The organism is Aeromonas sp. s5 (assembly GCF_040907865.1).
Classification (GTDB): Bacteria; Pseudomonadota; Gammaproteobacteria; order Enterobacterales; family Aeromonadaceae; genus Aeromonas; species Aeromonas dhakensis.
Genome location: NZ_JBFOCO010000033.1, coordinates 357619 through 379786 on the forward strand (window position 1 = coordinate 357619; position 22168 = coordinate 379786).

A 22168-nucleotide genomic window follows, 5' to 3' on the forward strand; every position below is an offset into this window, starting at 1 on the left:
GAAGTTTCTTTATCGCAGTCATCTAGCAGGAAGCCTTATCATGCAGCATCAAACCGACGACGTTCGTATTAGTGAAATCAAAGAGTTATTACCCCCGGTTGCGGTGCTTGAGAAGTTTCCGGCCACCGAGGTCGCATCCAATACCGTCTTTGAATCCCGTCAGGCCATCCATCAGATCCTGGCCGGTGAAGATCAGCGCCTGCTGGTGGTGATCGGCCCCTGTTCCATTCACGACCCGGCCGCCGCGCTGGAGTACGGCAAGCGCCTCAAGGTGCTGCGTGACGAACTCAAGGGCCAGCTGGAGATAGTGATGCGGGTCTATTTCGAGAAGCCGCGCACCACGGTGGGCTGGAAGGGGCTGATCAACGATCCTTACCTCGACAACAGCTGCCAGATCAACGACGGCCTGCGCATCGGTCGCAAGCTGCTGCTGGATCTCAACGACATGGGGCTGCCGACAGCCTCCGAGTTCCTCGACATGATCACCCCGCAATACGTGGCGGATCTGATGAGCTGGGGCGCCATCGGGGCCCGCACCACCGAATCCCAGGTGCACCGCGAGCTGGCCTCCGGTCTCTCCTGCCCGGTGGGCTTCAAGAACGGCACCGACGGCACCATCAAGGTGGCCATCGATGCCATCGGCGCCGCCAGCGCGCCGCACCACTTCCTGTCTGTCACCAAGTATGGCCACTCCGCCATCGTCGCGACCCGGGGCAACCCGGACTGTCACATCATTCTGCGCGGCGGCCGTGAGCCGAACTACAGCGCCGCCCACGTGGACGAGGTGGTGAAGGGGCTGGACAAGGCCGGTCTGCCGCAGAAGGTGATGATCGACTTCAGCCACGCCAACAGCAGCAAGCAGTTCAAGAACCAGATGCTGGTGGCCGAGGACGTGGCTGGTCAGCTGCGTGCCGGCAGCAAGGCGGTGTTCGGCGTCATGGTGGAGAGCCACCTGGTGGAGGGTCGTCAGGATCTGGTGGAAGGGTGCGAACTCACCTTCGGTCAGAGCATCACAGATGCCTGCATCGGCTGGGCCGACACCGAGATCCTGCTGCGCAATCTGGCCGATGCGGTGGCCACCCGCAACGCAGGTTAATGTCGGCCAGGCGTGCCTGAAACAACACGCAAAACAAAAGCGCGACCCTGAGTCGCGCTTTTTTATTGGCCGCCGCGGGCGGCAGGCATGATCACCAGCGGTAGGTCTTGAGCAGCTGCTCGAGCTTGCGGCACTGCTCCACCAGCTGGACGCTGGCGAGATTGGCGGCGTGGGCCTGGCCCAGGGTGTCGTTGGAGGTGTTGCGAATGTCGCTCACCGAGCCGTCCACCTCGCTGCAGACCCTGTCCTGCTCCTCGGCGGACTGCGCCATCTGGGCGTTGAGATCGTTGATGCTGCTGATGCGGCCGATGATGTTCTGCATGGCGGCCAGGGTCGCCTCCGTCTTGTGGATGCTCTCGTCCGCCTTGGCCTTGGCATCCCCGATCACCGACACCGCGCTCTGGGCCTCGTTCTGCAGGGCGGCGATCATCTGGGAGATCTCCTCGCTGGCGGCGCGGCTGCGGTTGGAGAGGGCGCGCACCTCGTCGGCCACCACCGCAAAGCCGCGGCCCTGCTCGCCGGCCCGGGCCGCCTCGATGGCGGCGTTGAGGGCGAGCAGGTTGGTCTGATCCGCGATCCCCTTGATCACCTCCAGCACCCCGTCGACCGCCAGACAGCGGTTGTCGAGCTGCTGGATCACCTTGTCGACCCGCTCTATCTCCGCCGACATCTCGCCCATGTCGTTGATGGAGTGCTGGGCGAGGCGACTGGTGTTGGCCGCATCCTGATTGGTGAGGGCGGAGAGCTCGGCGCTCTTGCGGGCGTGTTCGCGCACCTCGTGGGAGCTGGCGGCCAGCTCGCTGACGGCGGCGGCCACCTGTACCGTCATGCTCTCCTGCTGACGGGCCGAGCCTTCGGTCTGGGTCGCCACCTGGCGGATCTGGTTGGACTCCTGATAGAGCTGGTGGGTGGCGCTCTCCACCTCCTGCAGACTGTGGCGAAACCCCTGCACCATGGCGCTGACGGCGCGGGTCATCTCGCCCAGCTCATCCCGGTTGGGGTTTTCCAGGGGGAGGGAGAGGTCCCGCTCCTTGGCCATGCGGGTCATGGCCAGCTGCAGATGGCGCACCGGCCGCTTGATGTAGCGCTGCAGCACCCAGCCCAGCAGGCCGAAGCCGAGCCCGAACACTGCCACCAGGCTGCCGCTCAGGATCAGGTTGTTGCGATGGATCTCGCCAAAGGTGTGGCTGAGATCGTAACTGATGCGCACCGCCCCCATGACGGTGCCTTCCGCCACCTGGTGGCAGGTGGTGCACTGGGTACCGCGATACTCCTTGTAGGCCTTGAAGGGCTTGATCAGGGTGAGCTGGTTGCCCTGCTGCTCGAGAATGGTCTCGCCTTGGTTGATGGCGCGCTCGTCCAGCTTGTCTTCAATCTGCTGATCCGGGTGGCCTGGGCCGAACAGGCTGGTGACCGCCGGGGCGCGGATCAGGCGGGCCTCGACGATGCCGGCCTCGCTCTTGAGTTTGGTCTGCACGATCTGGCGATTGGCGATGGCCCCCGTCATCATCAACACGTTGAGCTGATCCATGTAGGTGTTGGCGGCGCTCTCCACCTTTTCACCCGCCAGCCGGATGGCGAGATCCCGTTGCAGCCAGGCGGAAAGCTCGAAGCTGAGGGCGAAGGTGCAGCCGATGACCAGGGCGAGGGGGAGAAAGATTTTCCAGTTCAGAGACAGATTTTGCATCGTTGGCAGGTCCATGCGCAGGTGAGCGATCGTCAATGGTTGATGACTCTCCCCCGTTTGCTCATCAGAACGGGGGAGATGGTTCTCTATCGGCTCACCCTACCTCATCTTGAGTAAATTAACTGTTAACTGGATCCATGATAGAGGTTAATGGTGCGTAGCAAACGAGGGCTGTTCGTCGTTGAGTTGATCCAGCACAAATTTGGCATTTATTGATAGTGGTTATCATTTGCATTATTTCACTCGATAGCCTGCCTGCGATGACACCACTGCTGACCCCGACCATGACCGGTCTTGCCACCCCGGATCCCCTCAAGTTCGCCTTTGGCGCCAAGACCTCGGCCCACGCCAGTCGCGGCGGCATGCGTCCGCTCACCCTCGACCATGCCGACTGGCAAGCCTGGTGGCGCCGCGAGAGCGAGGCGGACGAGCGGGCGCTCTATATCCACATCCCGTTTTGCCGCAAGCGCTGCAGCTTCTGCAATTTCTTTGAAAATGGTGCCAACCCGGCCCGCATCACCCGCTATGTCAACGCGCTCTGCGGCGCGCTTGCCAAGGCCGCCGAGACACCCTTCACCCAGAGCCGCCCCTTCTCGGCCGTCTATGTGGGGGGCGGCACGCCGACGGACATGAGCGCCGAGGAGCTGGCGATGCTGGCCGCCGCCATCCGTCGCTTTCCTTTGACTGCGGATGTGGAGGTGACCCTGGAGGGGCGCCTCAACGGTTTTGACGATGCCAAGTGGCACAGTGCGCTGGCGGGCGGCTTCAACCGCTTCTCGTTCGGGGTGCAGAGCTTTGATACCGAGGTGCGCCAGGCGGCGGCCCGCTTCGACGACCGGGAGACCCTGCTGACCCGGCTGGAGGCGCTGACCCGTCACGACGACGCGGTGATCGTGGCCGATCTCATCTTCGGCCTGCCTGGCCAGGATGATGCCGTGTGGCGTCAGGACATCGCGGATGTGATGGCGAGCGGGGTGCACGGGGTGGATCTCTATCAGCTCATCGCCATGGCCGGCACCCATCTGGCCCGTGCCGAGGCGAAGGGCAAGCTCGGTTGGGCCGCCGACGGCCAGCAGCGGGCTACCATGTATGCCTATGGCGCCCAGATGCTGGAACAGGGGGGCTGGCAGCGGCTCTCCTGCAGCCACTGGCGGCGCGGTGAGGCCGAGCAGAGCCGCTACAACCAGATGGCTAAGCGCGGCGCCGAGATCCTCCCCTTCGGGGCCGGGGCTGGCGGCAACGTGCATGGGCACGGCCTCATGTATGGCCGGGATCTGGCGCTCTGGCATGAGGCGCTGGCGGCGGATCTGCGGGCCCCCGGCATGGTGATGGGGCGCAATCCCAATGGCCGCCTCGATGGTCTGCTGCGCGGTGCGCTCGACAGCGGCTGGCTAGCGCTGGCCCGCTTGCCGACGCCGCTGCGGGCACATCTGCAACCCTTGTTCGAGGCCTGGCAGCTGCATGGGCTGGCGACGCTGAGCGAGGCACGGCTTGAGCTCACCTTGGCGGGGCGCTTCTGGAACGTCAATCTGCAGGCCGGGCTGTTTGAATACTTGCAGCTCAACCCGCTGGCGGGGTCGGGTACGGCGCCAGCCGATCCGGCGCAGGCGGTGCGCCACTCGCTGGTGTGAGTGTGCTGGCCGAGCGGGCCTGACAAAGAGAGGATGATAAACAAGGGGGCACCTGATGTGCCCCCTTGTGCGTTATGGCTGGTGGACCTCTTCCACCCGCACCCGCAGCTGTCCCTCTGCAAGCTGGGTGACCAGCGTCTGGCCGGCATCGACCTGGGCGGCGCGGCTGATCACCTCACCGCTTTGGGTGCGGGTGATGGAGTAGCCACGGCCCAGGGTGGCGAGCGGGCTCACCCCGTCGAGGCGGGCGCTGAGCATGGCGAGGCGGTGGTCGGCCAGATCCCGGCGCTTGGCGATGAGGGCATGAAGGCGCTCCTCGGCCAGCTGGTGGCGGCGCTTGCCGGCGGCCAGCAAGCGCTCCGGGCTCTTGCCCTGCAGGCGCAGCTCCAGGTTGGCGAGGCGCCGCTCCCCCTGATGCAGTTTGTGGTTCATCAGCTGCTGCAAGCGGGCGGAGAGCTCGTCGAGGCGCTGGGATTGCTGCTCCAGCCGCCGCTTCGGATCCTGATGGTCGAGCCGCTTTTGCAGCAGGATGAAATCGTGGCGGGCAGCGGTCTGCTGGCGGTTCATGGCCTGCAGCAGTTGCTGCTTGAGATGGGCGAGGCGCTGGGCACGGGCGCTCTGATCCGGCGCCACCAGCTCGGCCGCCGCCGACGGGGTCGGGGCGCGCAAGTCGGCGGCAAAGTCGCTGATGGTGACGTCCACCTCGTGGCCTACCGCGCTCACCACCGGGATGGCGGAGTGGGCGATGGCGCGCGCCACCGCCTCTTCGTTGAAGCACCAGAGATCTTCGAGCGACCCGCCGCCACGCCCTACGATCAGCACATCCACCTCGGCGCGGCGGTTGGCCAGGGCAATGGCAGAGACGATCTGGCCGATGGCGGCGCTGCCCTGCACCTGGGTCGGGTAGATAAACACCGGCAGATCCGGCGCGCGGCGTTTGAGCACCGTCAGCATGTCATGGAGGGCAGCACCGGTGGCGGAGGTGATGAGGCCCACCGCGCGCGGTTCGCGCGGCAGCGGTCGCTTGCGCCCCTCGTCGAACAGTCCCTCGGCGCCGAGGCGGCGCTTGAGCTCCTCAAAGCGCAGCGCCAGCACGCCATCGCCCGCCGGCTGCATCGATTCGATGATCAGCTGGTAGTCGCCGCGCGGCTCATAAAGCGAGACCCGCGCCTGCACCAGCACCTGCATGCCATCCTGTGGGCGAAAGGCCACCCGCCGGTTGTTGCCCTTGAACATGGCGCAGCGCACCTGGGCCGACATGTCCTTGAGGGAGAAGTACCAGTGGCCGGAGCTTGGCATCGCCAGGTTGGAGAGCTCGCCGGTCAACCACACCAGCCCCAGATCCTGCTCCAAGATCATGCGCACGGCGCTGTTGAGGCGGGTGACGGTAAAGACCTGCTGTTGTCTGCTTTGACTCGGTTCGTTGCGGTAGTTCAAGGCTGGTCCTGCGCTGTGTGCCCCGCCTTGGGGGCGGGGGCATAAAACAATGGCGCCATCTTAACGCAGTTCGGGGCGAACGCCGAGCGGCGCTGGCCCGTTCAGCGTGCGTCCGGATCCTGAGGTTGCGCCCAGGCCCGAGCGGCCGGGGTGCTGGCCTGGCTGGTCACCAGCCAGACCGAGAGGCAGACGACCAGGCCCCCCAGCACGAAGCCCTGGCTCAAGGTCTCGCCCAGCACCAGCGCGCCCCACAAGATGCCAAAAGGGGGAATCAGGAAGGTGACGGTGAGACTGCGCAGCGGGCCGATATCGGCGATCAGTCGAAAATAGAGCAGGTAGGCGAGGGCGGTGCAGACCACGCCGACCGCCAGCACGCTGGCCCAGGCGGTGGGCACGGCCCAGTCGACCACGGGGCCGGCCGCCAGCTGGTAAGCGAAAAAGGGCAGCAGGAAGAGGCTGGCACCCAGCTGGCTGCCAAAGGCCACCAGCTTGGCATCGAGCCCGCCGCGATGGGTGATCCAGCTGCGGGTGAGAAAGCCGGCAAGGCCGTAGCAGGCGGTGGCAAACAGGCAGGCCAGCACCCCGGGCAGCAGATGCCCATCGGCACTCACCTCGCCAGTAGTCGTGATGAGGCTGATCCCGATCACCCCCAATACCACCCCCAGCCATTTGCGCCTATCAAGGCGCTCGTTGAAGCAGGAAAAGCCGATGAGGGCCCCCATCAGCGGCGTGGTGGCGTTGAGGATGGCCGAGTAGCCGGCCGGCAGCCAGAGGGCGGCGATGGCGTACATCAGAAACGGGATGGCGGAGTTGATGACGCCAAGCAGCATGGCGGACTTGAGCTTGCCCTGAAACCCCATGGGGGCGCGCAGCAGCAGGAGCATGACGGCAAGCCCGATAAGGGCGAACAGTACCCGCAGGAAGGTGGTGTTGACGGCGCCAAACGCCGGGGCGGCGATGCGCATGAACAGGAAGCTGGCGCCCCAGATGGCGGCCAGCAGAAGCAGGCGCCCATAATCGGCAGGTTTCATTGAGTCGTCCTTGCGGTGATGGTCGCCAATATTGGCGCTGCGTCCGCATGATGCCGACAAGGTGCCTGTGCTGGCAACTGCCAGGATGGTAGCAGGGCATCCATGCCCTGCCATACCAGTGTGTGGGCGAAGGGAGCGTTACGGCTCCGGCTGGCTCACGAAGGCAATCTTGTGCAGACCGTGCCGGGAGGCCTGGGCCATCACCCTGGCGATGATGCCGTACTCCACCTTGCGATCGATGCGCAGCTGGATCTCGGGCAGCTCCCCCTCGGCCTGGCCGGCGCTCTCCATCTTGGCGAGCAGGGCGGCCTCGTCGACCTCCTGATCGTTCCAGTAGAGCTTGCCGGCCTCATCGATGGCGAGGTTGATGTCCTGCTTGTCTGGCTGGTTGAGCTGGCTGCTGGCCTCTGGCAGCTCCAGCTTGACCGCGTTGGTGAGCAGAGGGGCGGTGATCATGAAGACGATGAGCAGCACCAGCATGACGTCGATCATCGGGATCATGTTGATCTCGGAGAGGGGTTGATCGGCCCCCTCGTCCGACAGTTTGCCAAATGCCATCAGCCGCGCCCCTCTCTGGTTTTCCGCTCCATCAGCGGAGTGACCTTGGTGGTGGCGACCTGCTCGAAGCCGGTCACCAGCAGGGTGAACAGATCGTGGCCAAACTCCTCCAGCGCCGCGAGCCTGAGGCGATTGCGCCGCACGAAGAAGTTGTAGATGAGCACGGCCGGCAGGGCGACCGCGAGGCCGAAGCCGGTCATGATCAGCGCCTCGCCCACGGGGCCGGCAACCTTGTCCAGACTGCTCTGACCGGCGGCGCCGATGGCCAGCAGGGCGTGGTAGATGCCCCAGACGGTGCCGAACAGCCCGATGAAGGGGGCCGCCGAGCCCACCGAGGCGAGGAAGGCCAGCCCCTGCTCCAGCAGCACCCGCTCCTGGGTGATGGCCCGGCGCATGGCGCGCAGCAGATATTCATCCGGCGAGCCCAGCTTGCAGCTGACTGCACGCTCCTCGGCCCGCTTCAGCTGGGCCACGGCCGCCAACGCGGCGCCGGTCAGCCGGCCATAGGCCTCCTGCGGCGGCAGGTGTGCCAGCTGGCGCTCCATCTCCTGCACGCTGTCGTGCTGCCAGAAATCGGCGACGAAGCGGGCATTGAGGCGTTGTTCCCGCTGTGCGAGATAGCCCTTGAGCAGGGCGTAATAACAGGTGCCAAGGGACATCAGTACCAGCAGGATGAAGGGGATCAGCCCTACGCCGCTGTTCTGGCTGAGCAGGTGGGCGATGCCCATGCCGTTGCTTGCGATTTCAGGATCCATGTTCAAGCCCTTAATTTGAAAATGATGGTGACTCTTGCCGAGGCCTCGACGGCCACGTTGTTCTGTCTGGCAGGAATGAATTTCCAGCGGCTGACGGTCTTGCGGGCCGTCATGTCCAGCCGCCGATAGCCGCTGCTCTTGGCCACCTCCACCGAGGCGGCGGTGCCCTCGGCCGTCACCCGCACATTGAGGATGACCCGCCCCTCTTCTCCCCGTCGTCTCGACTCATAGGGGTATTGGGGCTCGGGGTTGTTGAGCCGTGCATCACGGGCTATGGGGGCGCTGTTGCCGGCGCCGCCGCCAGCCTTGCGGGCAGGATGCTGACTGGCACTTTCGCCGCTCGCCTGTGCGGCCGTTGCCGCCGTCGCAGGGGCGGGCGAGGTGACCGGTGGTTGCGGACTGCTCACCGGCATGACCTTGGCGGGCTGCACCGGCGGGGGACTGTGTTTAAGCGATTTGACCACCGGCTTGACGCTCTTTTTGACTTGCTTGAGCGGCGGTTTTTTGGGTAGTGGCAACGGCCTGGCCTTTTGCTGCACTTTTTGTACTTGCTGCTCTCGCTGCACTTTTTGTATTTGCTGCGCTGTGGTAGCAGGGGCGGGGGCCGCCTTGGCAGGCGCTTCATTGGTTGCAGCTTCGCCGACCCAGCGGGCCGACAGGGTCAGCGGCAAGGGCGGGGTGATGGGCGCAGGCTGGTGCGCATAGAGCCACCAGAAGGCGGCAAGATGCAGGGCGATCGCGATGGCAAGGCAAACGAGACGGGCGGCGTCGGGATCGTTGGCGGGCAGTGTTGGTCTCGGGCTGCAGGCGTCCATCACTGGGCTCCCTTCCTGGTCTTCATATTAATACTCAAACGGCTGGTGTGAGGGCGCCCGAACCGGCGCCGATGCCGCAAGCTTGCCCGACGAATAGCCCGTCAAACAATAACTATTATCAATCGTGTTTTAATCGTAACAGGATGAAAAACAGGAAGATAAGTATCGATACTGGGCCCCTTTACCACCTCACTGGTTGCAACGCCGGCTTCTGGTAATGAGTGATGGCTGCGGGTTACAGCTCCAGCAATACCCCGAGCTCCACCACCCGGTTGGCGGGAATATGAAAGAAGTCGGTCGCCTTGAGGGAGTTGCGGTTCATCCAGACGAACAGACCCTCCCGCCAGCGCGCCATGCCGGGCAGATCGGTGCTGACCAGGTTCTCGTGGGAGAGGAAGAAAGAGGTCTTGGCCATGGTGACCTTCAGATCCTCCTGGGCGCAGGCCTGGAAGATCTCCTCCATGGAGGGCACCTCCTTGTAGCCGAAGTGGGCGACCACCTGCCAGAACCCCTCGCCAAGGTGGGTGAGTTCGATGCGCTCCTTGAAGGAGAGCCAGGGCTCGTCCTTGATCTGAACGGTCAGGAAGATGACCCGTTCGTGCAGGATCTTGTTGTGTTTGAGATTGTGCAGCATGGCGTGGGGCACCACCTGCATCGACTTGGAGAGAAACACGGCGGTGCCGGGTACCAGCAGTGGCGGGTCTGCCTGCATGTTGTCGACAAACCCTTTCAGCGCCAGTGACTTGTGTTCCAGCTTGTCGAGCACCAGCTCCCGTCCGCGCTTCCAGGTGGTCATCACCAGGATGGCCAGCAGCGCAAACAGGATGGGGAGCCAGCCACCGGCCAGAAACTTGGTGGTATTGGCGGCAAAGAAGGTGACATCGACCAGCAGCAGCGGCGCGCACACCAGCGCAATCAGCCAGCGTGACCACTTCCAGCGGCGGGCAGCCACCACCATCAACAGCAGGGTGGTCAGTGCCATGGTGCCGGTCACCGCGATGCCGTAGGCGGCCGCCAGGTTGCTTGAGCTCTGGAACCAGAGGATGACGATGACGATGCCCCCCAGCAGCAGCCAGTTCACCAGCGGCAGGTAGATCTGGCCTATCTCGTGCTCCGAGGTGTGGCGGATCTCCTGGCGCGGCAGGTAGCCTAGCAAGATGGCCTGGCGCACCACCGAGTAGGTGCCCGAGATCACCGCCTGAGAGGCGATGACGGTGGCCAGGGTGGCGAGGATCAACAGGGGAAAGGCCAGCCAGGAGGGGGCGAGCAGGTAGAAGGGATTTTCGATGGCGGCGGGATTGCGCAGCAGCAGGGCCCCCTGACCGAAGTAGTTGAGCAGCAGGGCCGGCATCACCAGGGAGCCCCAGGCCAGCCGGATGGCGCCACGGCCAAAGTGGCCCATGTCGGCGTAGAGCGCCTCCGTGCCGGTGACGCAGAGCACGACCGCCCCCAGGGTGATGAAGGCGACACCCGGTCGGCTGGCCATGAAATCGAGGGCGTAGAGCGGGTTGATGGCTTGCAGGATGGCGGGATTTTGCCCAATCTCATAGGCGCCGAGCGCCGCCAGCACCCCGAACCAGAGCAGCATGACCGGGCCGAACAGGCGGCCGATGCCGGCAGTGCCGTAATGCTGGGCCCCGAACAGGATCACCAGCACGGTGAGGGTGATGGGCAGCACGAAGGGCGCCAGCTCCGGAGTGATCACCTGCAACCCTTCGACCGCCGAGAGCACCGAGATGGCGGGGGTGATCACCGCATCCCCGATGAAGAGCCCCACGCCGACCAGACCCAGCATCATGAGCAGGGCGCGCGACCTGGCCGGGAGGCGGCGAGAGGCCAGCGAGGCGAGGGTGAGGATCCCCCCTTCTCCCTTGTCGTCGGCCCGAAGCACCAGCAGCACATATTTGAATGAGACCACGATCATGATGGTCCAGAAGAAGAGGGAGACGATGGAGAGGATCCCCGCCGGCGTAGGTTGCAGGCCCAGGTGTCCGGCGAAGCTCTCCTTGAGGGCATAGAGCGGGCTGGTGCCGAGATCGCCATAGACGACCCCCAGTGCTGCCAGGGTAATGGCCATGCGCCCTTGCGGGTGTCCGTGATTCATCATGAAATTCCATTTCAATTCAGAATGTTAATCATGATACGCAGGCGCCGGCTCAAAGCAAACCCGCGCCGTGAAAAGGTCACTTCGCTGGGCGTACCAACCCGGGTGAACCAGTTTGGATACGGCGCAGCTTGGTTTAGTTGTTGACTGACTTGCCAGAGGCGAGTGACCCGGTTGGCGAGGGTGCTCGACAGGTGCCAACGGGTCTGTGACGGGGGAGGGGTTGCGGGGCTGCCTGAAAAAATTAAACGGGGGCTTTTTTGCATAAAACCGCAATGAGGCAACTCTTTTGCCTGCAAACGGCCGTTTTATGACGAAAATTGTTGGGTTTTTAGCGTCTTGGCGGCTGAAAAGGTCAAAACGCCATAAAAAATTCAAAAAACTTCTTTACCAGTGACCAATGCGTGAGTAAACTTCGTCGGCAATATTTTACACCCCCACTTCCTCAACGGTGAGATATTGCCATGCTCAGGATTGCCAAAGAAGCGTTAACCTTCGACGATGTACTGTTGGTTCCCGCCCACTCCGAAGTTCTTCCCAATACTGCCGATCTGCGTACCAAGCTGACCTCTGCCATCAGCCTGAACATCCCCATGATCTCCGCTGCCATGGACACAGTGACCGAAGCCCGTCTGGCTATCGCACTGGCCCAGGAAGGCGGTATCGGCTTTATCCACAAGAACATGTCCATCGAGCAGCAGGCTGCAGAAGTGCGCAAGGTCAAGAAGTACGAGAGTGGCGTGGTCACCGACCCTGTCACCGTACGCCCTGACCTGACCATCGCCCAGATCAAGGAGCTGAGCCACAAGAACGGTTTCGCCGGCTATCCGGTGGTGACCGAAGGCAACCAGCTGGTGGGCATCATCACCGGTCGTGACGTGCGCTTCGTGACCGATCTCTCCCAGACTGTCGAACAGATCATGACCCAGAAGGATCGTCTGGTCACCGTGCGTGAAGGGGCTCCTCGTGAAGAGGTGGTCGGCCTGATGCAGAAGCACCGTATCGAGAAGGTGCTGGTGGTCAACGCCGACTTCAAACTCAAGGGCATGATCACCGTCAAGGACTTCCAGAAAGCCGAGCGCAAGCCCAACGCCTGTAAAGATGACAAGGGTCGTCTGCGGGTCGGTGCCGCCGTCGGCGCCGGTGCCGGCAACGAAGAGCGCGTCGCCGCCCTGGTGGAAGCCGGTGTGGACGTGCTGCTGATCGACTCCTCCCACGGTCACTCCCAGGGGGTGCTGGATCGCATCAAGGCGACCCGCGAAGCCTACCCTGATCTGCAGATCATCGGCGGCAACGTGGCGACTGCCGCGGGCGCCAAGGCGCTGGCCGCTGCCGGCGTCAACGCCGTCAAGGTCGGTATCGGCCCGGGCTCCATCTGTACTACCCGTATCGTGACCGGCGTGGGCGTGCCCCAGATCACCGCCATCTCCGACGCCGTTGACGCGCTGGAAGGCACCGGCATCCCGGTGATTGCCGATGGCGGCATCCGCTTCTCCGGTGACGTGGCCAAGGCCATCGCCGCTGGCGCCAGCTGCGTCATGGTGGGCTCCATGTTTGCCGGTACCGAAGAGGCGCCGGGCGAGATCGAGCTCTATCAGGGCCGCTCCTTCAAATCCTACCGTGGCATGGGTTCTCTGGGCGCCATGTCCAAGGGCTCCAGCGACCGTTACTTCCAGACCGACAACGCCGCCGACAAGCTGGTGCCGGAAGGGATCGAAGGCCGCGTGCCGTACAAGGGCCGCCTCAAAGAGATCATCCACCAGCAGATGGGTGGCCTGCGCTCCTCCATGGGGCTGACCGGCAGCGCCACCATCGACGACATGCGCACCAAGGCTGAGTTTGTGCGCATCTCGGGCGCCGGGATGAAAGAGTCCCACGTGCACGACGTGACCATTACCAAAGAAGCCCCCAACTACCGGATGGGCTGATAAAACGGGGCTGCGGCCCCGTTTCTCCACCCCTTTTTTATCCCGTGCTTTTTGTGACAACAGCAGCCTGATGCAGGAATAAAATGACTAAAGACATTCACCAGCACCGTATCCTTATCCTCGACTTCGGTTCCCAGTACACCCAGCTGATCGCCCGCCGCGTGCGCGAAATCGGCGTCTACTGCGAACTGTGGGCCTGGGATGTGACCGAAGAGCAGATCCGCGAATTCAATCCGAGCGGCATCATCCTCTCCGGCGGCCCCGAGTCCGTCACCGAAGCGGGCAGCCCGCGCGCCCCCGAGTACGTGTTCAACGCCGGCGTGCCGGTGTTTGGCATCTGCTACGGCATGCAGACCATGGCCGAGCAGCTGGGTGGCAAGGTGCAATCCTCCACCGAGCGTGAATTCGGTTACGCCAAGGTGGAAGTGCTGGGCAACGCCGGCAAGACCAGCGCGCTGCTGCGCAACATCGAAGATGCCATCGCCGACAACGGCAATGCCCTGCTGGATGTCTGGATGAGCCACGGCGACAAGGTCACCACCATCCCGGCCGACTTCACCACCATCGCCCAGACCGCCACCTGCCCGCATGCCGCCATGGCCAACGAGGCCAAGCGTTTCTACGGCGTGCAGTTCCACCCGGAAGTGACCCACACCCGTCAGGGTGCCCGCATGCTGGAGCACTTCGTCAAAGACATCTGCGGCTGCGAATGCCTGTGGACCCCGGCCACCATCATCGACGACGCCGTTGCCCGCATCCGCGAGCAGGTGGGTGACGACGAGGTGATCCTGGGCCTCTCCGGCGGTGTGGACTCCTCCGTGGTTGCCATGCTGGTGCACCGCGCCATCGGCGATCGCCTGACCTGCGTCTTCGTCGACAACGGTCTGCTGCGCCTGAACGAAGGCACCCAGGTGATGGAGATGTTTGGCGATCACTTTGGTCTGAACATCGTCAAGGTCGATGCCGAAGAGCGCTTCCTCTCTGCCCTTGCCGGTGTTGATGAGCCGGAAGCCAAGCGCAAGATCATCGGCCGCGTGTTCGTCGAAGTGTTTGACGATGAAGCGAAAAAGCTGAAAAACGCCAAGTGGCTGGCACAAGGTACCATCTATCCTGACGTCATCGAATCGGCTGCCAGCAAGACCGGCAAGGCCCACGTCATCAAGTCTCACCACAACGTCGGCGGCCTGCCGGAAGAGATGAAGATGGGGCTGGTAGAGCCGCTGCGCGAGCTGTTCAAAGACGAAGTGCGCCGCGTGGGCCTCGAGCTGGGTCTGCCCTACGACATGCTCTACCGTCACCCGTTCCCGGGCCCGGGTCTGGGCGTGCGGGTGCTTGGCGAAGTGAAGAAAGAGTACTGCGATATCCTGCGCCGCGCCGATGCCGTCTTTATCGAAGAGCTGCGCAAAGCCGACCTCTACAACCAGGTCAGCCAGGCGTTCGCCGTGTTCCTGCCGGTGCGCTCCGTCGGCGTCATGGGCGATGGCCGCAAGTACGACTGGGTCATTGCGCTGCGCGCCGTCGAGACCATCGACTTTATGACTGCTCACTGGGCTCACCTGCCGTACGACTTCCTAGGTCACGTGTCGAATCGCATCATCAACGAGATCAACGGTATCTCCCGCGTGGTGTACGACGTCTCCGGCAAGCCGCCCGCAACCATCGAATGGGAATAAGCGGCTAACGCCCTTTCGCCCTTCAAGCATAAAAATGTAAAAAAGACGCCCTTGCGGCGTCTTTTCTTTTTCCAATCGTTTGCGCCTCATTTTTCCTCTCGCTAGCCGCTTTCTTGCCTCCCTGCCTCTGTCAGATATGACAGGGGGTGTTTTATGGATCTCGCACTAGGCTCAGCCATGCCAATTGAGACCGATGCTGTGAGGCGAGGGTCGTGGCAGCAGGGGAGAGTGACGACAGCAACGCCTTTATGTGCACTGTCGACACCGGACATGCCAAATCTGGTATGACCCCCGGTGGAGTCCGGACACCACTTGAATAAACGGGGCGGAACCCGAACAGCCAAACGAGTAGGGACAAGAGATCACGGAGGGTTTGTTATGTCAGAACAAGCAGTGTTGTTGGGCGGATGGACTGCCTACCACAAGCTGAGCGCCAAAGATCAGGCCGTATTCAACCAGGCACTGGAAGGATTTGTCGGGGTGCAGTACACCCCCTTTGAAGTCTCCACCCAGGTCGTCGCCGGCACCAACTACCGTTTCAAATGCAAAACTACTGTGCCGCTGCCCAACCCGATCCATGGGGAAGCCGTGGTGCAGATCTTCCAATCCCTGGATGGCTCGGCCCATATCACCTCCATCACCCCGATCTGATAAGGTTGCGGGGCAAGGTGGGGAGGGGGAGATCTCCTAACCGGTTTGTTCTAACAACCAGCAATAAGAAAGACGCCTTAGGGCGTCTTTTATTGTTTATAAAACTCTGCACCTTCAAATATTTCACTGGGGTCATAGTCTAACACAATAGCTACACTGTAACGAGCACGAGTTAATGCCACGTATAGCTTAGCACGAGTGGCGGGTTTTAATTTTTCGGGTTGATCTGTGTGGCGAAACCAATCTTCCATATCATCTGTCGGATATATAATTGCACGGTCTACAGTGAGACCTTTAGACTCACCGAAATTCATTGAATCATAGGATTTATCTATTTTTGATGCTGAGTTCCAGCGTAACTGTATTGGCTTATATGTTCTTAAGTATTCAGGGCATAGTTTTTTTGAAACGATGAAGACTCCTTGGTGCTGAATGTTATCTTTACGGCAATCAACACACTCACATGCATCTACAGCAGGGAGTTGAGGGTAAAGTTTTGAGGAGAAATCACATATACTTTGGCAGCAACGATGAGATTTATTTAAAATCGTTTCATCTATCTGACATGTGATACGTTTTCCTAGCATTTTTTCAGATTTAACAAAATCTTTAATGTTTCCATTACTATACTCAGCATGTTTATTCGTATTATGGGTCTGATAAGTAACTTGCCTTGGATCTCCCACTATTATCACTTGGGAATTTGACTTGAAGAGGAGCTTTATTAACTCTAAGTCAAAACCAGCCAGATCTTGAACTTCATCTATGCATATAATGCTATACAGAGATGTAATTCTATTAACTACAGCTTGATTACTGGCTTTATTTGCTTCAAAAGCAAATTTTGAAATCTTGTCAGAATATAGTTTAAAGTCAGAGGTGAAATAATATTTATTGAAGTTGTTTTTATCTGACCAATAAACATTTTGCCCATTCTTATTTGTATACCTTAGTCCTGAACGCTGATTAACTAGAATAAAACCAATGCGTATTTTAGCTAAAGAGCTATTTAGTTGGCACTGGTATGGTCTAACCCAGTGCTTTAGGAGAAATGAAAACCATGTGGTAATAGTTACATTGGGTGGTACTGCGCCAACCTCAGATATGAATTTTCGTTTAATCTCTTGTTCATTTGACTCAGTGTAAGTTGTAATCAAAATTGATTCATTAGGCTTTTTTAACGCAATATCTACCAAATAAGTTGTTTTTCCAGAGCCCGCGGCTGCAATTATAAGACTATTATCTTTCATTGCACCACTCCACTGCGTTAGTGATGTATTGTGGATAATTAAAGGTTATTTTTGATTCGAAAACATTGAGAGCCCAGCTAGTTTTCTGTGTTTGTAGTTTTTCTGATAATAACTCAGCGGTATTAAATTTACCTATATCTAAACTAAGTACTTTACATAATTCAATTAAATTATCTTTGTTTGCATCAACAAACTGTGGTTCAAGTGTGTTTAGGTGGTTTCGATTGTCTGAAAAGATTTTTATGTGAAGGCTGTCATGATAATCTCGATATTTTTTTATGATTCTCTCATCATGATTACCATCGTTATCTGTTATTACAGCTACGTTTTTGTTTATTTTTTTTGCAATTTCCAAAAAACGCTTGAATGTCAATTTCACAGAAATAACATCAATACCATGCTCAATAGGTAATGATCCAAGGTTTTTATCCATATAGGCTTTTTGAAATATGAGTTCATCTGAATCACCCTCAACAAGCACCGCTCTTCTACAAAGGAGAAGCCTTAATGTTTGGTAACCTGGTAGTTTTTTAAAAAAATCAAAAGTGTCTTTTGATAAATCAGTGAACTTTGTGACCTTGTGATCATTTAATAAAATTAAATTTTCAAGGCCAAGTTTATTGGCTACAAAACTACTGTGTGTTGAAATAATAACTTGTTTGTCAGCTGAGTTATCAACTATTGATTTTAACAAATGATTTAACTTGGAATGTGATAGGTGATTCTCAGGTTCTTCTATTAATAACAGACTAGCCTCTTTTGCTTTTTTGTGAGCTAGAGCAAGATTCGTTTTTATGATGCACTGATACCCTTTGCCTATTTGATGGAAAGGAATATCTCCCAAATAGGTCATTAAACTGGATTCCCAAGCATTTTGAGACCCTAAGTCAACGGAGATACGAAGATGATCACCTTGGACATTTGATTTACCATCAATTTTATTGTTAATTACTTTAACCGCATCATCTTCAGAAAAGCTATCTTTCATCTTTCTATATGCCTGAGATAGCTTAACTTTTTCACTATCGTCTAAGTCATTTTTTATAATTCTTGATATATATATATCAGAACCGTTTTGATACTTACTGGATGTTGAATCTATTAGAACAGATTTAATTGGAATGCTTCTTGATGTAACTGCGTCTCTATCGAAAGATGACCAAGATATTTTATAGTACTCTATTGGCAGTGTATTTATTTTCTCTCCACTGCGTATTAGCTCTGAATACTCATCAGTATAAGTGTCATCAAACTCGACTTTGAATGATACACCACATGCATCACTCCGTTCCTTGTTACCCGTGCCTTGTAATTTTGGTGCGGAAGCCTTTTCAAAAAAAACTTCTATACAAACTTCTGGTAAAAAACTCGGCTCGCGATTGTTAACTTTTTCTAAATATTCGGCGACAGCCTTGTTGTTGAATATATATTGGGTTAGTTCGTTTTTTAAATATCTACCGTATAATATACCACTCAATGCTAAATGAGCTGCCTCAAGGATTGTTGATTTTCCAGAACCATTGTCACCGACAAGAATATTTACGCCTTTGTTAAAGTCGATTGAGAACTTGCTGTAATAGCATTTGTAGTTATAAATGTTAATCTTTTCTATTTTCATTGAACACTCCTATTTATATAGATATTAATTTGGAGGCTATGTATTTAAATTTGTTAGCCAGTGTACAATTATCCTTGGTGCTTTTTGAAGCACTACATGCTGAGTCTGTGAGGTCACAATACGTAATCCGATAGGAGTAACGTAAATTGCTCCGCGAATTTGATCTTTGGTCTCAGCCCAAAATCCGCTCAGCAAACGGTGCAATGCGCTGCGCTTATTGCACCCTACGTGTTTCGTCAATCCGATGGGGGTGGTGGTGTGGAACGCCATGTCCCGTCACCAAGGCAACAAAAGGGGCGATCTGTGCCCCGATTCTTCTCATATTCCCGTTTTATATCACTGCCTGCTCGTTCGGCGTGACCTTGATAGTTTGCTGACTCACCACCAACACTCCTGTTTCTCCCCCATCAGGGCGAGCAGAAAAAGGCCAGGTTCACTCATACCTCGCCGCTTCCCAGGCGTGTATCGCCTGTTTGCGGGTCTCGCCCCAGTGATAGCCGCCGAGCTTGCCGTTTTGCTGAATGACTCTGTGGCAGGGGATCATCAAGGCGACGGGGTTGGCGCCCACCGCCAGCCCCACGGCGCGGGCGGCCTTGGGGTTGCCGACGGCGCTTGCCACCTGGGCGTAGCTCACCACCTTGGCGGGCGGGATCTGCAGCAGCGCCCGCCAGACGCTGATCTGAAAGTTGGTACCGCTCACGTGCAAGGAGATGGGGCGATCCGGTGCCTTGCTGCCATCGAACATGGTGTCGATGACCCCCTGAGTACGTGATGGCGCCTCCCTAAGTTCTGCCTCTGGCCAGTTGTGGGCGAGGGTAGTCAACGGCGCCTCTGGGGCCTGGTCATCGAGAAACGAGAAGTTGCACACCCCCCGCGGGGTCAGGGCGACGAACGCCTGGCCGAAGGGGGTGTCGTGCACCCCGTGATCGATGATCAGCCCGGCCCCGCGCTGTTTGTACTCGCCCGGCGTCACCGCTTCTAACTGCACGAAGTGATCGTAGAGCCGCGAGCCGCTGCTCAGGCCCAGGGTATCGGCCACCTCCAGCAGCGGGCGCGACTCCTGCAGCAGCGCCTTGGCCCGCTCCAGGGTCAGCACCTGCAGATAGCGTTTGGGCGTTACCCCGGCCCAGCGGCTGAACAGCCGCTGGAAGTGAAAGGGACTTAAGTGAACGTGCGCCGCTATCTCGTCCAGGGTGGGCTGGCGCGCCACCTGGCTTGCGATAAAACGGATGGCATCGGCGATGCGGGCGTAATCAGACATAAGGCGCTCTCACGATAAGTTTGCAGCCGCAGGATCTTGGGTGCGACAAGGTCATGTGCGACAAATAGATACCCCACCATCGGCCAGCAGGGCAATGCCGGTGGTAAAGCTGGATGCATCGGACGCCAGATAAAGGGCCGAGCGGGCGATCTCCTCCGGTTGGGCCAGCCGTTTGAGGGCATGCATATTCTGCACAAAGGCGAGGCTCTCCGGCGTATCGGTAAAGGCCCGTCCCATGGGGGTGTCGGTGCCCCCCGGCAGCAGGGCGTTGACCCGCACCCCTTGTGCCCCGAACTCTGCAGCCAGCACCTGGGTCATGCCGATGAGGCCCGCCTTGCTTGCGGCATAGGCCGCCATGCCGGGCAGCCCCAGGGTATGGCCGACGAAGGTGGAGGTAAAGATCAGCGAGCCGCCCCCGCGTGCCTGCATGGCGGGGATCTGGTACTTGGCCCCCATAAAGGCGCTGGTGAGGTTGGTATCCAGGGTCTCCTGCCACTGCGCCAGTCCAAGCGCCGGCACGCTGCCCGGTGTCCCTGTGCTGCCTGCGTTGTTGAAGGCTATATCGAGTCCACCGAAACGGGTCAGCGCGAGATCCACCAGGGCGCGGGCGTAAGTCTCGCTTTTCACATCCCCCGCCAGGCTCACCGCCTGGCCCCCCTCGTGGCGGATCTCCTCCACCAGCAGATCCAGCTCGCTCTGGCGGCGGGCGCCGACCACCACGCTGGCGCCTTCCTGGGCAAACAGGATGGCGCTGGCGCGGCCGATGCCGGAGCTGGCGCCGGTGATAATGGCGACCTTGTTGGACAGTAATGACATGGCAGTTCCCTCGCTGAGTGTGTTGTGCGCCAGCTAAGTGGCGCACGGGGTTGGCAGTGGGTTGAAACCTCAATGGGTTCAACTCCACGCTGGTTTGGCCCCACTATGGCAATCGGTCCTCGCTGGCACGACCCGGATCTTGCTCTCTTTGCCCCCATATCATCCTACCGTGTGTCGATGCAGGCCCTCGTGGCAACAAAACAGGGGATCTTCGGCCGTCATTCTCTATAATGCCCCCTCTTTTTTTGACTGCCGGTTTGGCTGCTGGCCCAACTACCGGCAGCGCCGTTGGCCGCGAGCCGGCCACCCCGATAGAGACGATGTCATGCATACCCTGGAACAGCTGCGCGCAGGTGAACTCTGCGGCGCCCGCCACCTCAAACTCGCCGAAAACCTGACGGTGTTCCCGCCCGAGATCCTGGCTCTCAAAGAGACGCTGGAGGTGCTGGATCTCACCGGCAACCAGTTGAGTCGGCTGCCTGACGAGCTGGCCGAGTTTAGCAAGCTGCGCATCATTTTCTGCTCCGAGAACCGCTTTACCGAGCTGCCCGAGGTGCTGGGGCGCTGCCCGGCGCTCACCATGATGGGCTTCAAGGCCAACCAGATCGCCACTGTGTCTGCTGCGTCGCTGCCGGCGGGGCTGCGTTGGTTGATCCTGACCGACAACGCCATCGAGCGGCTGCCCGATGAGCTGGGTCAGTGCGGCGCCCTGCAAAAGCTGATGCTCTCGGGCAATCGCCTGCGCGAGCTGCCGGCAACCCTCTCCAACTGCCAGCGTCTGGAGCTGGTGCGCATCGCCGCCAACCGGCTCGAGGCGCTGCCGGATTGGCTGGCGAGGCTGCCACGTCTCGCCTGGCTGGCGTATGCGGGCAACCCCTTCAGCGACAGGCAGGAGCTGCTACTGGGCCAGTGCGCCTCGGTAGCCGACATCCCGTGGGCTGCACTGACGGTGGGCGAGCTGCTGGGGCAGGGGGCATCCGGCGTCATCCATCGCGCGGAGCTGGCCACGCCGGCGGGGCCGCGGGCGGTGGCGGTCAAGTGCTTCAAGGGGGCCGTGACCAGCGATGGGCTGCCCCGCTGCGAGCTGGCGGTGTCGCTGGCGGCTGGCCGTCATTTCCATCTGGTCGGGGTTGAGGGGCGGGTGGGCGATCACCCCTCCGGCATTCCGGCACTGGTGATGGCGCTGATAGACCCAGATTTTATCAACCTGGCAGGGCCGCCGAGCCTGGACTCCTGCACTCGCGATATCTACCAGGCCGATGCCCGCTTTACCCCGGCTGCGCTGCTGGCCATGGTGCAGGGGGTGGCGAGCGCCGCGCTGCATCTGCACGGGCGCGGCATCCTGCACGGCGATCTCTACGCCCACAACATGCTGTACGCCTCACAAGGGGAGGGCCGGCTGCTGCTCGGGGATTTCGGCGCCGCCTCCTGTTATGAGCGAACCGATGGTGAGCTGGCCGGCTTGCTGGAGCGACTGGAAGTGAGGGCCTTCGGCTGCCTGCTGGAAGAGCTGCTGGCCCGCTGCGTCCCCCGTGATGACAGGCTGGACGCCCTGCATGCGCTGGTGGATGACTGTCTTGCCGAGGCGGTAGCGGCGCGCCCAGATTTTACCGAGATTGCTGCCAGGCTTGCTGCGGTGGCGCCGGTCAGGTGCGCCGAGCCGGCTTTGCAGTGATCCGGCCCGCCCTGCCGTCGCTGTAGCAAGCAGGTGGAAAGCAGGCGCAAAAGAGCAGGAGTGGATGACAAAAAGATGTCAAAAGGGGGCCTTGGGGCCCTTTTTTGTTTTGCTCCGCTTTTTTGGGCAAAAGTTACGGCTGCCGCCTTGTTGGTGCTTGCGCGCAGCGAACTAAGTTGTGA

General features: G+C 59.5%; 17 protein-coding genes. 6 read left to right on the forward strand and 11 right to left on the reverse strand.

Going from position 1 to position 22168, the window contains the following annotated elements; translation table 11 throughout:
- The first annotated feature begins 40 nt into the window (after positions 1 to 40).
- A complete protein-coding gene (gene aroG / locus AB5Y94_RS20905) occupies positions 41 to 1096 on the forward strand; it encodes a 3-deoxy-7-phosphoheptulonate synthase AroG (protein ID WP_005301605.1) in 1056 nt (351 codons plus the stop codon).
- A 91-nt stretch (positions 1097 to 1187) separates the two neighbouring features.
- On the opposite strand, the gene AB5Y94_RS20910 is transcribed toward aroG, so the two are convergent.
- Entirely contained in the window at positions 1188 to 2783 is a 1596-nt protein-coding gene (locus AB5Y94_RS20910; RefSeq protein ID WP_005301603.1) for a methyl-accepting chemotaxis protein, read from the reverse strand.
- 260 nt (positions 2784 to 3043) lie between these two features.
- Between AB5Y94_RS20910 and hutW the strand changes: the two genes are divergently transcribed.
- Complete coding sequence (hutW, locus tag AB5Y94_RS20915) at positions 3044 to 4414, forward strand: heme anaerobic degradation radical SAM methyltransferase ChuW/HutW (RefSeq protein WP_216989466.1); 1371 nt, start codon at positions 3044 to 3046, stop codon at positions 4412 to 4414.
- A gap of 72 nt (positions 4415 to 4486) precedes the next feature.
- On the opposite strand, the gene xseA is transcribed toward hutW, so the two are convergent.
- From xseA to AB5Y94_RS20945, 6 genes are all read right to left on the reverse strand, one after another.
- A complete protein-coding gene (gene xseA / locus AB5Y94_RS20920) occupies positions 4487 to 5851 on the reverse strand; it encodes an exodeoxyribonuclease VII large subunit (protein WP_017779637.1) in 1365 nt (454 codons plus the stop codon).
- 101 nt (positions 5852 to 5952) lie between these two features.
- Positions 5953 to 6882, reverse strand: coding sequence for a DMT family transporter (locus tag AB5Y94_RS20925; protein WP_216989465.1), 930 nt, complete (start codon positions 6880 to 6882; stop codon positions 5953 to 5955).
- Between the two features lie 138 nt (positions 6883 to 7020).
- Positions 7021 to 7440: an ExbD/TolR family protein gene (locus tag AB5Y94_RS20930; RefSeq protein ID WP_368206487.1), complete on the reverse strand. Its 420-nt coding sequence runs from the start codon at positions 7438 to 7440 to the stop codon at positions 7021 to 7023.
- On the reverse strand, positions 7440 to 8195 hold the full coding sequence (locus tag AB5Y94_RS20935; protein ID WP_216989463.1) for a MotA/TolQ/ExbB proton channel family protein: 756 nt from the start codon (positions 8193 to 8195) through the stop codon (positions 7440 to 7442). Before AB5Y94_RS20935 ends, AB5Y94_RS20930 begins: the two co-directional genes overlap by 1 nt.
- Before the next feature lie 2 nt (positions 8196 to 8197).
- The gene (locus AB5Y94_RS20940; protein ID WP_216989462.1) at positions 8198 to 9010 is read right to left on the reverse strand and encodes an energy transducer TonB; all 813 of its coding nucleotides are present in this window, start codon (positions 9008 to 9010) and stop codon (positions 8198 to 8200) included.
- 235 nt (positions 9011 to 9245) lie between these two features.
- The gene (locus AB5Y94_RS20945; protein ID WP_368206488.1) at positions 9246 to 11132 is read right to left on the reverse strand and encodes a potassium transporter Kup; all 1887 of its coding nucleotides are present in this window, start codon (positions 11130 to 11132) and stop codon (positions 9246 to 9248) included.
- Between the two features lie 446 nt (positions 11133 to 11578).
- Here AB5Y94_RS20945 and guaB point away from each other — a divergent pair, with 446 nt between their 5' ends.
- From guaB to AB5Y94_RS20960, 3 genes are all read left to right on the forward strand, one after another.
- A complete protein-coding gene (gene guaB / locus AB5Y94_RS20950) occupies positions 11579 to 13042 on the forward strand; it encodes an IMP dehydrogenase (protein WP_005301581.1) in 1464 nt (487 codons plus the stop codon).
- A gap of 83 nt (positions 13043 to 13125) precedes the next feature.
- On the forward strand, positions 13126 to 14715 hold the full coding sequence (gene guaA / locus AB5Y94_RS20955) for a glutamine-hydrolyzing GMP synthase (protein ID WP_043172061.1): 1590 nt from the start codon (positions 13126 to 13128) through the stop codon (positions 14713 to 14715).
- A 378-nt stretch (positions 14716 to 15093) separates the two neighbouring features.
- Positions 15094 to 15366: a hypothetical protein gene (locus tag AB5Y94_RS20960; RefSeq protein WP_010633780.1), complete on the forward strand. Its 273-nt coding sequence runs from the start codon at positions 15094 to 15096 to the stop codon at positions 15364 to 15366.
- Positions 15367 to 15455: 89 nt separating this feature from the next.
- Here the strand turns inward: AB5Y94_RS20960 and AB5Y94_RS20965 are convergent, their stop codons facing one another.
- From AB5Y94_RS20965 to AB5Y94_RS20980, 4 genes are all read right to left on the reverse strand, one after another.
- Positions 15456 to 16616, reverse strand: a complete 1161-nt coding sequence (locus AB5Y94_RS20965; RefSeq protein WP_216989460.1) for a UvrD-helicase domain-containing protein — start codon at positions 16614 to 16616, stop codon at positions 15456 to 15458.
- The gene (locus AB5Y94_RS20970; protein WP_216989459.1) at positions 16606 to 18234 is read right to left on the reverse strand and encodes an ATP-dependent endonuclease; all 1629 of its coding nucleotides are present in this window, start codon (positions 18232 to 18234) and stop codon (positions 16606 to 16608) included. Before AB5Y94_RS20970 ends, AB5Y94_RS20965 begins: the two co-directional genes overlap by 11 nt.
- 433 nt (positions 18235 to 18667) lie before the next feature.
- The gene (locus AB5Y94_RS20975; protein WP_216989458.1) at positions 18668 to 19495 is read right to left on the reverse strand and encodes a bifunctional transcriptional activator/DNA repair enzyme AdaA; all 828 of its coding nucleotides are present in this window, start codon (positions 19493 to 19495) and stop codon (positions 18668 to 18670) included.
- Positions 19496 to 19546: 51 nt separating this feature from the next.
- Positions 19547 to 20311, reverse strand: a complete 765-nt coding sequence (locus AB5Y94_RS20980) for an SDR family oxidoreductase (protein ID WP_368206489.1) — start codon at positions 20309 to 20311, stop codon at positions 19547 to 19549.
- Positions 20312 to 20636: 325 nt separating this feature from the next.
- Between AB5Y94_RS20980 and AB5Y94_RS20985 the strand changes: the two genes are divergently transcribed.
- Positions 20637 to 21986 carry a leucine-rich repeat-containing protein kinase family protein gene (locus tag AB5Y94_RS20985; RefSeq protein ID WP_123246291.1) on the forward strand — a complete coding sequence of 450 codons (1350 nt, stop codon included), beginning with the start codon at positions 20637 to 20639 and terminating at the stop codon, positions 21984 to 21986.
- Positions 21987 to 22168 lie beyond the last annotated feature (182 nt).

What these genes read in the sequence shown, in the direction of transcription:
- AB5Y94_RS20965 (WP_216989460.1), bottom strand. Translation starts at nt 16,616, where the DNA reads ATGAAAGATAATAGTCTTATAATTGCAGCCGCGGGCTCTGGAAAAACA.
- AB5Y94_RS20940 (WP_216989462.1), bottom strand. Translation starts at nt 9,010, where the DNA reads ATGGACGCCTGCAGCCCGAGACCAACACTGCCCGCCAACGATCCCGAC.
- guaB (WP_005301581.1), top strand. Translation starts at nt 11,579, where the DNA reads ATGCTCAGGATTGCCAAAGAAGCGTTAACCTTCGACGATGTACTGTTG.
- AB5Y94_RS20910 (WP_005301603.1), bottom strand. Translation starts at nt 2,783, where the DNA reads ATGCAAAATCTGTCTCTGAACTGGAAAATCTTTCTCCCCCTCGCCCTG.
- AB5Y94_RS20935 (WP_216989463.1), bottom strand. Translation starts at nt 8,195, where the DNA reads ATGGATCCTGAAATCGCAAGCAACGGCATGGGCATCGCCCACCTGCTC.
- AB5Y94_RS20980 (WP_368206489.1), bottom strand. Translation starts at nt 20,311, where the DNA reads ATGTCATTACTGTCCAACAAGGTCGCCATTATCACCGGCGCCAGCTCC.
- AB5Y94_RS20925 (WP_216989465.1), bottom strand. Translation starts at nt 6,882, where the DNA reads ATGAAACCTGCCGATTATGGGCGCCTGCTTCTGCTGGCCGCCATCTGG.
- AB5Y94_RS20970 (WP_216989459.1), bottom strand. Translation starts at nt 18,234, where the DNA reads ATGAAAATAGAAAAGATTAACATTTATAACTACAAATGCTATTACAGC.
- AB5Y94_RS20960 (WP_010633780.1), top strand. Translation starts at nt 15,094, where the DNA reads ATGTCAGAACAAGCAGTGTTGTTGGGCGGATGGACTGCCTACCACAAG.
- AB5Y94_RS20985 (WP_123246291.1), top strand. Translation starts at nt 20,637, where the DNA reads ATGCATACCCTGGAACAGCTGCGCGCAGGTGAACTCTGCGGCGCCCGC.
- aroG (WP_005301605.1), top strand. Translation starts at nt 41, where the DNA reads ATGCAGCATCAAACCGACGACGTTCGTATTAGTGAAATCAAAGAGTTA.
- guaA (WP_043172061.1), top strand. Translation starts at nt 13,126, where the DNA reads ATGACTAAAGACATTCACCAGCACCGTATCCTTATCCTCGACTTCGGT.
- AB5Y94_RS20930 (WP_368206487.1), bottom strand. Translation starts at nt 7,440, where the DNA reads ATGGCATTTGGCAAACTGTCGGACGAGGGGGCCGATCAACCCCTCTCC.
- hutW (WP_216989466.1), top strand. Translation starts at nt 3,044, where the DNA reads ATGACACCACTGCTGACCCCGACCATGACCGGTCTTGCCACCCCGGAT.
- AB5Y94_RS20975 (WP_216989458.1), bottom strand. Translation starts at nt 19,495, where the DNA reads ATGTCTGATTACGCCCGCATCGCCGATGCCATCCGTTTTATCGCAAGC.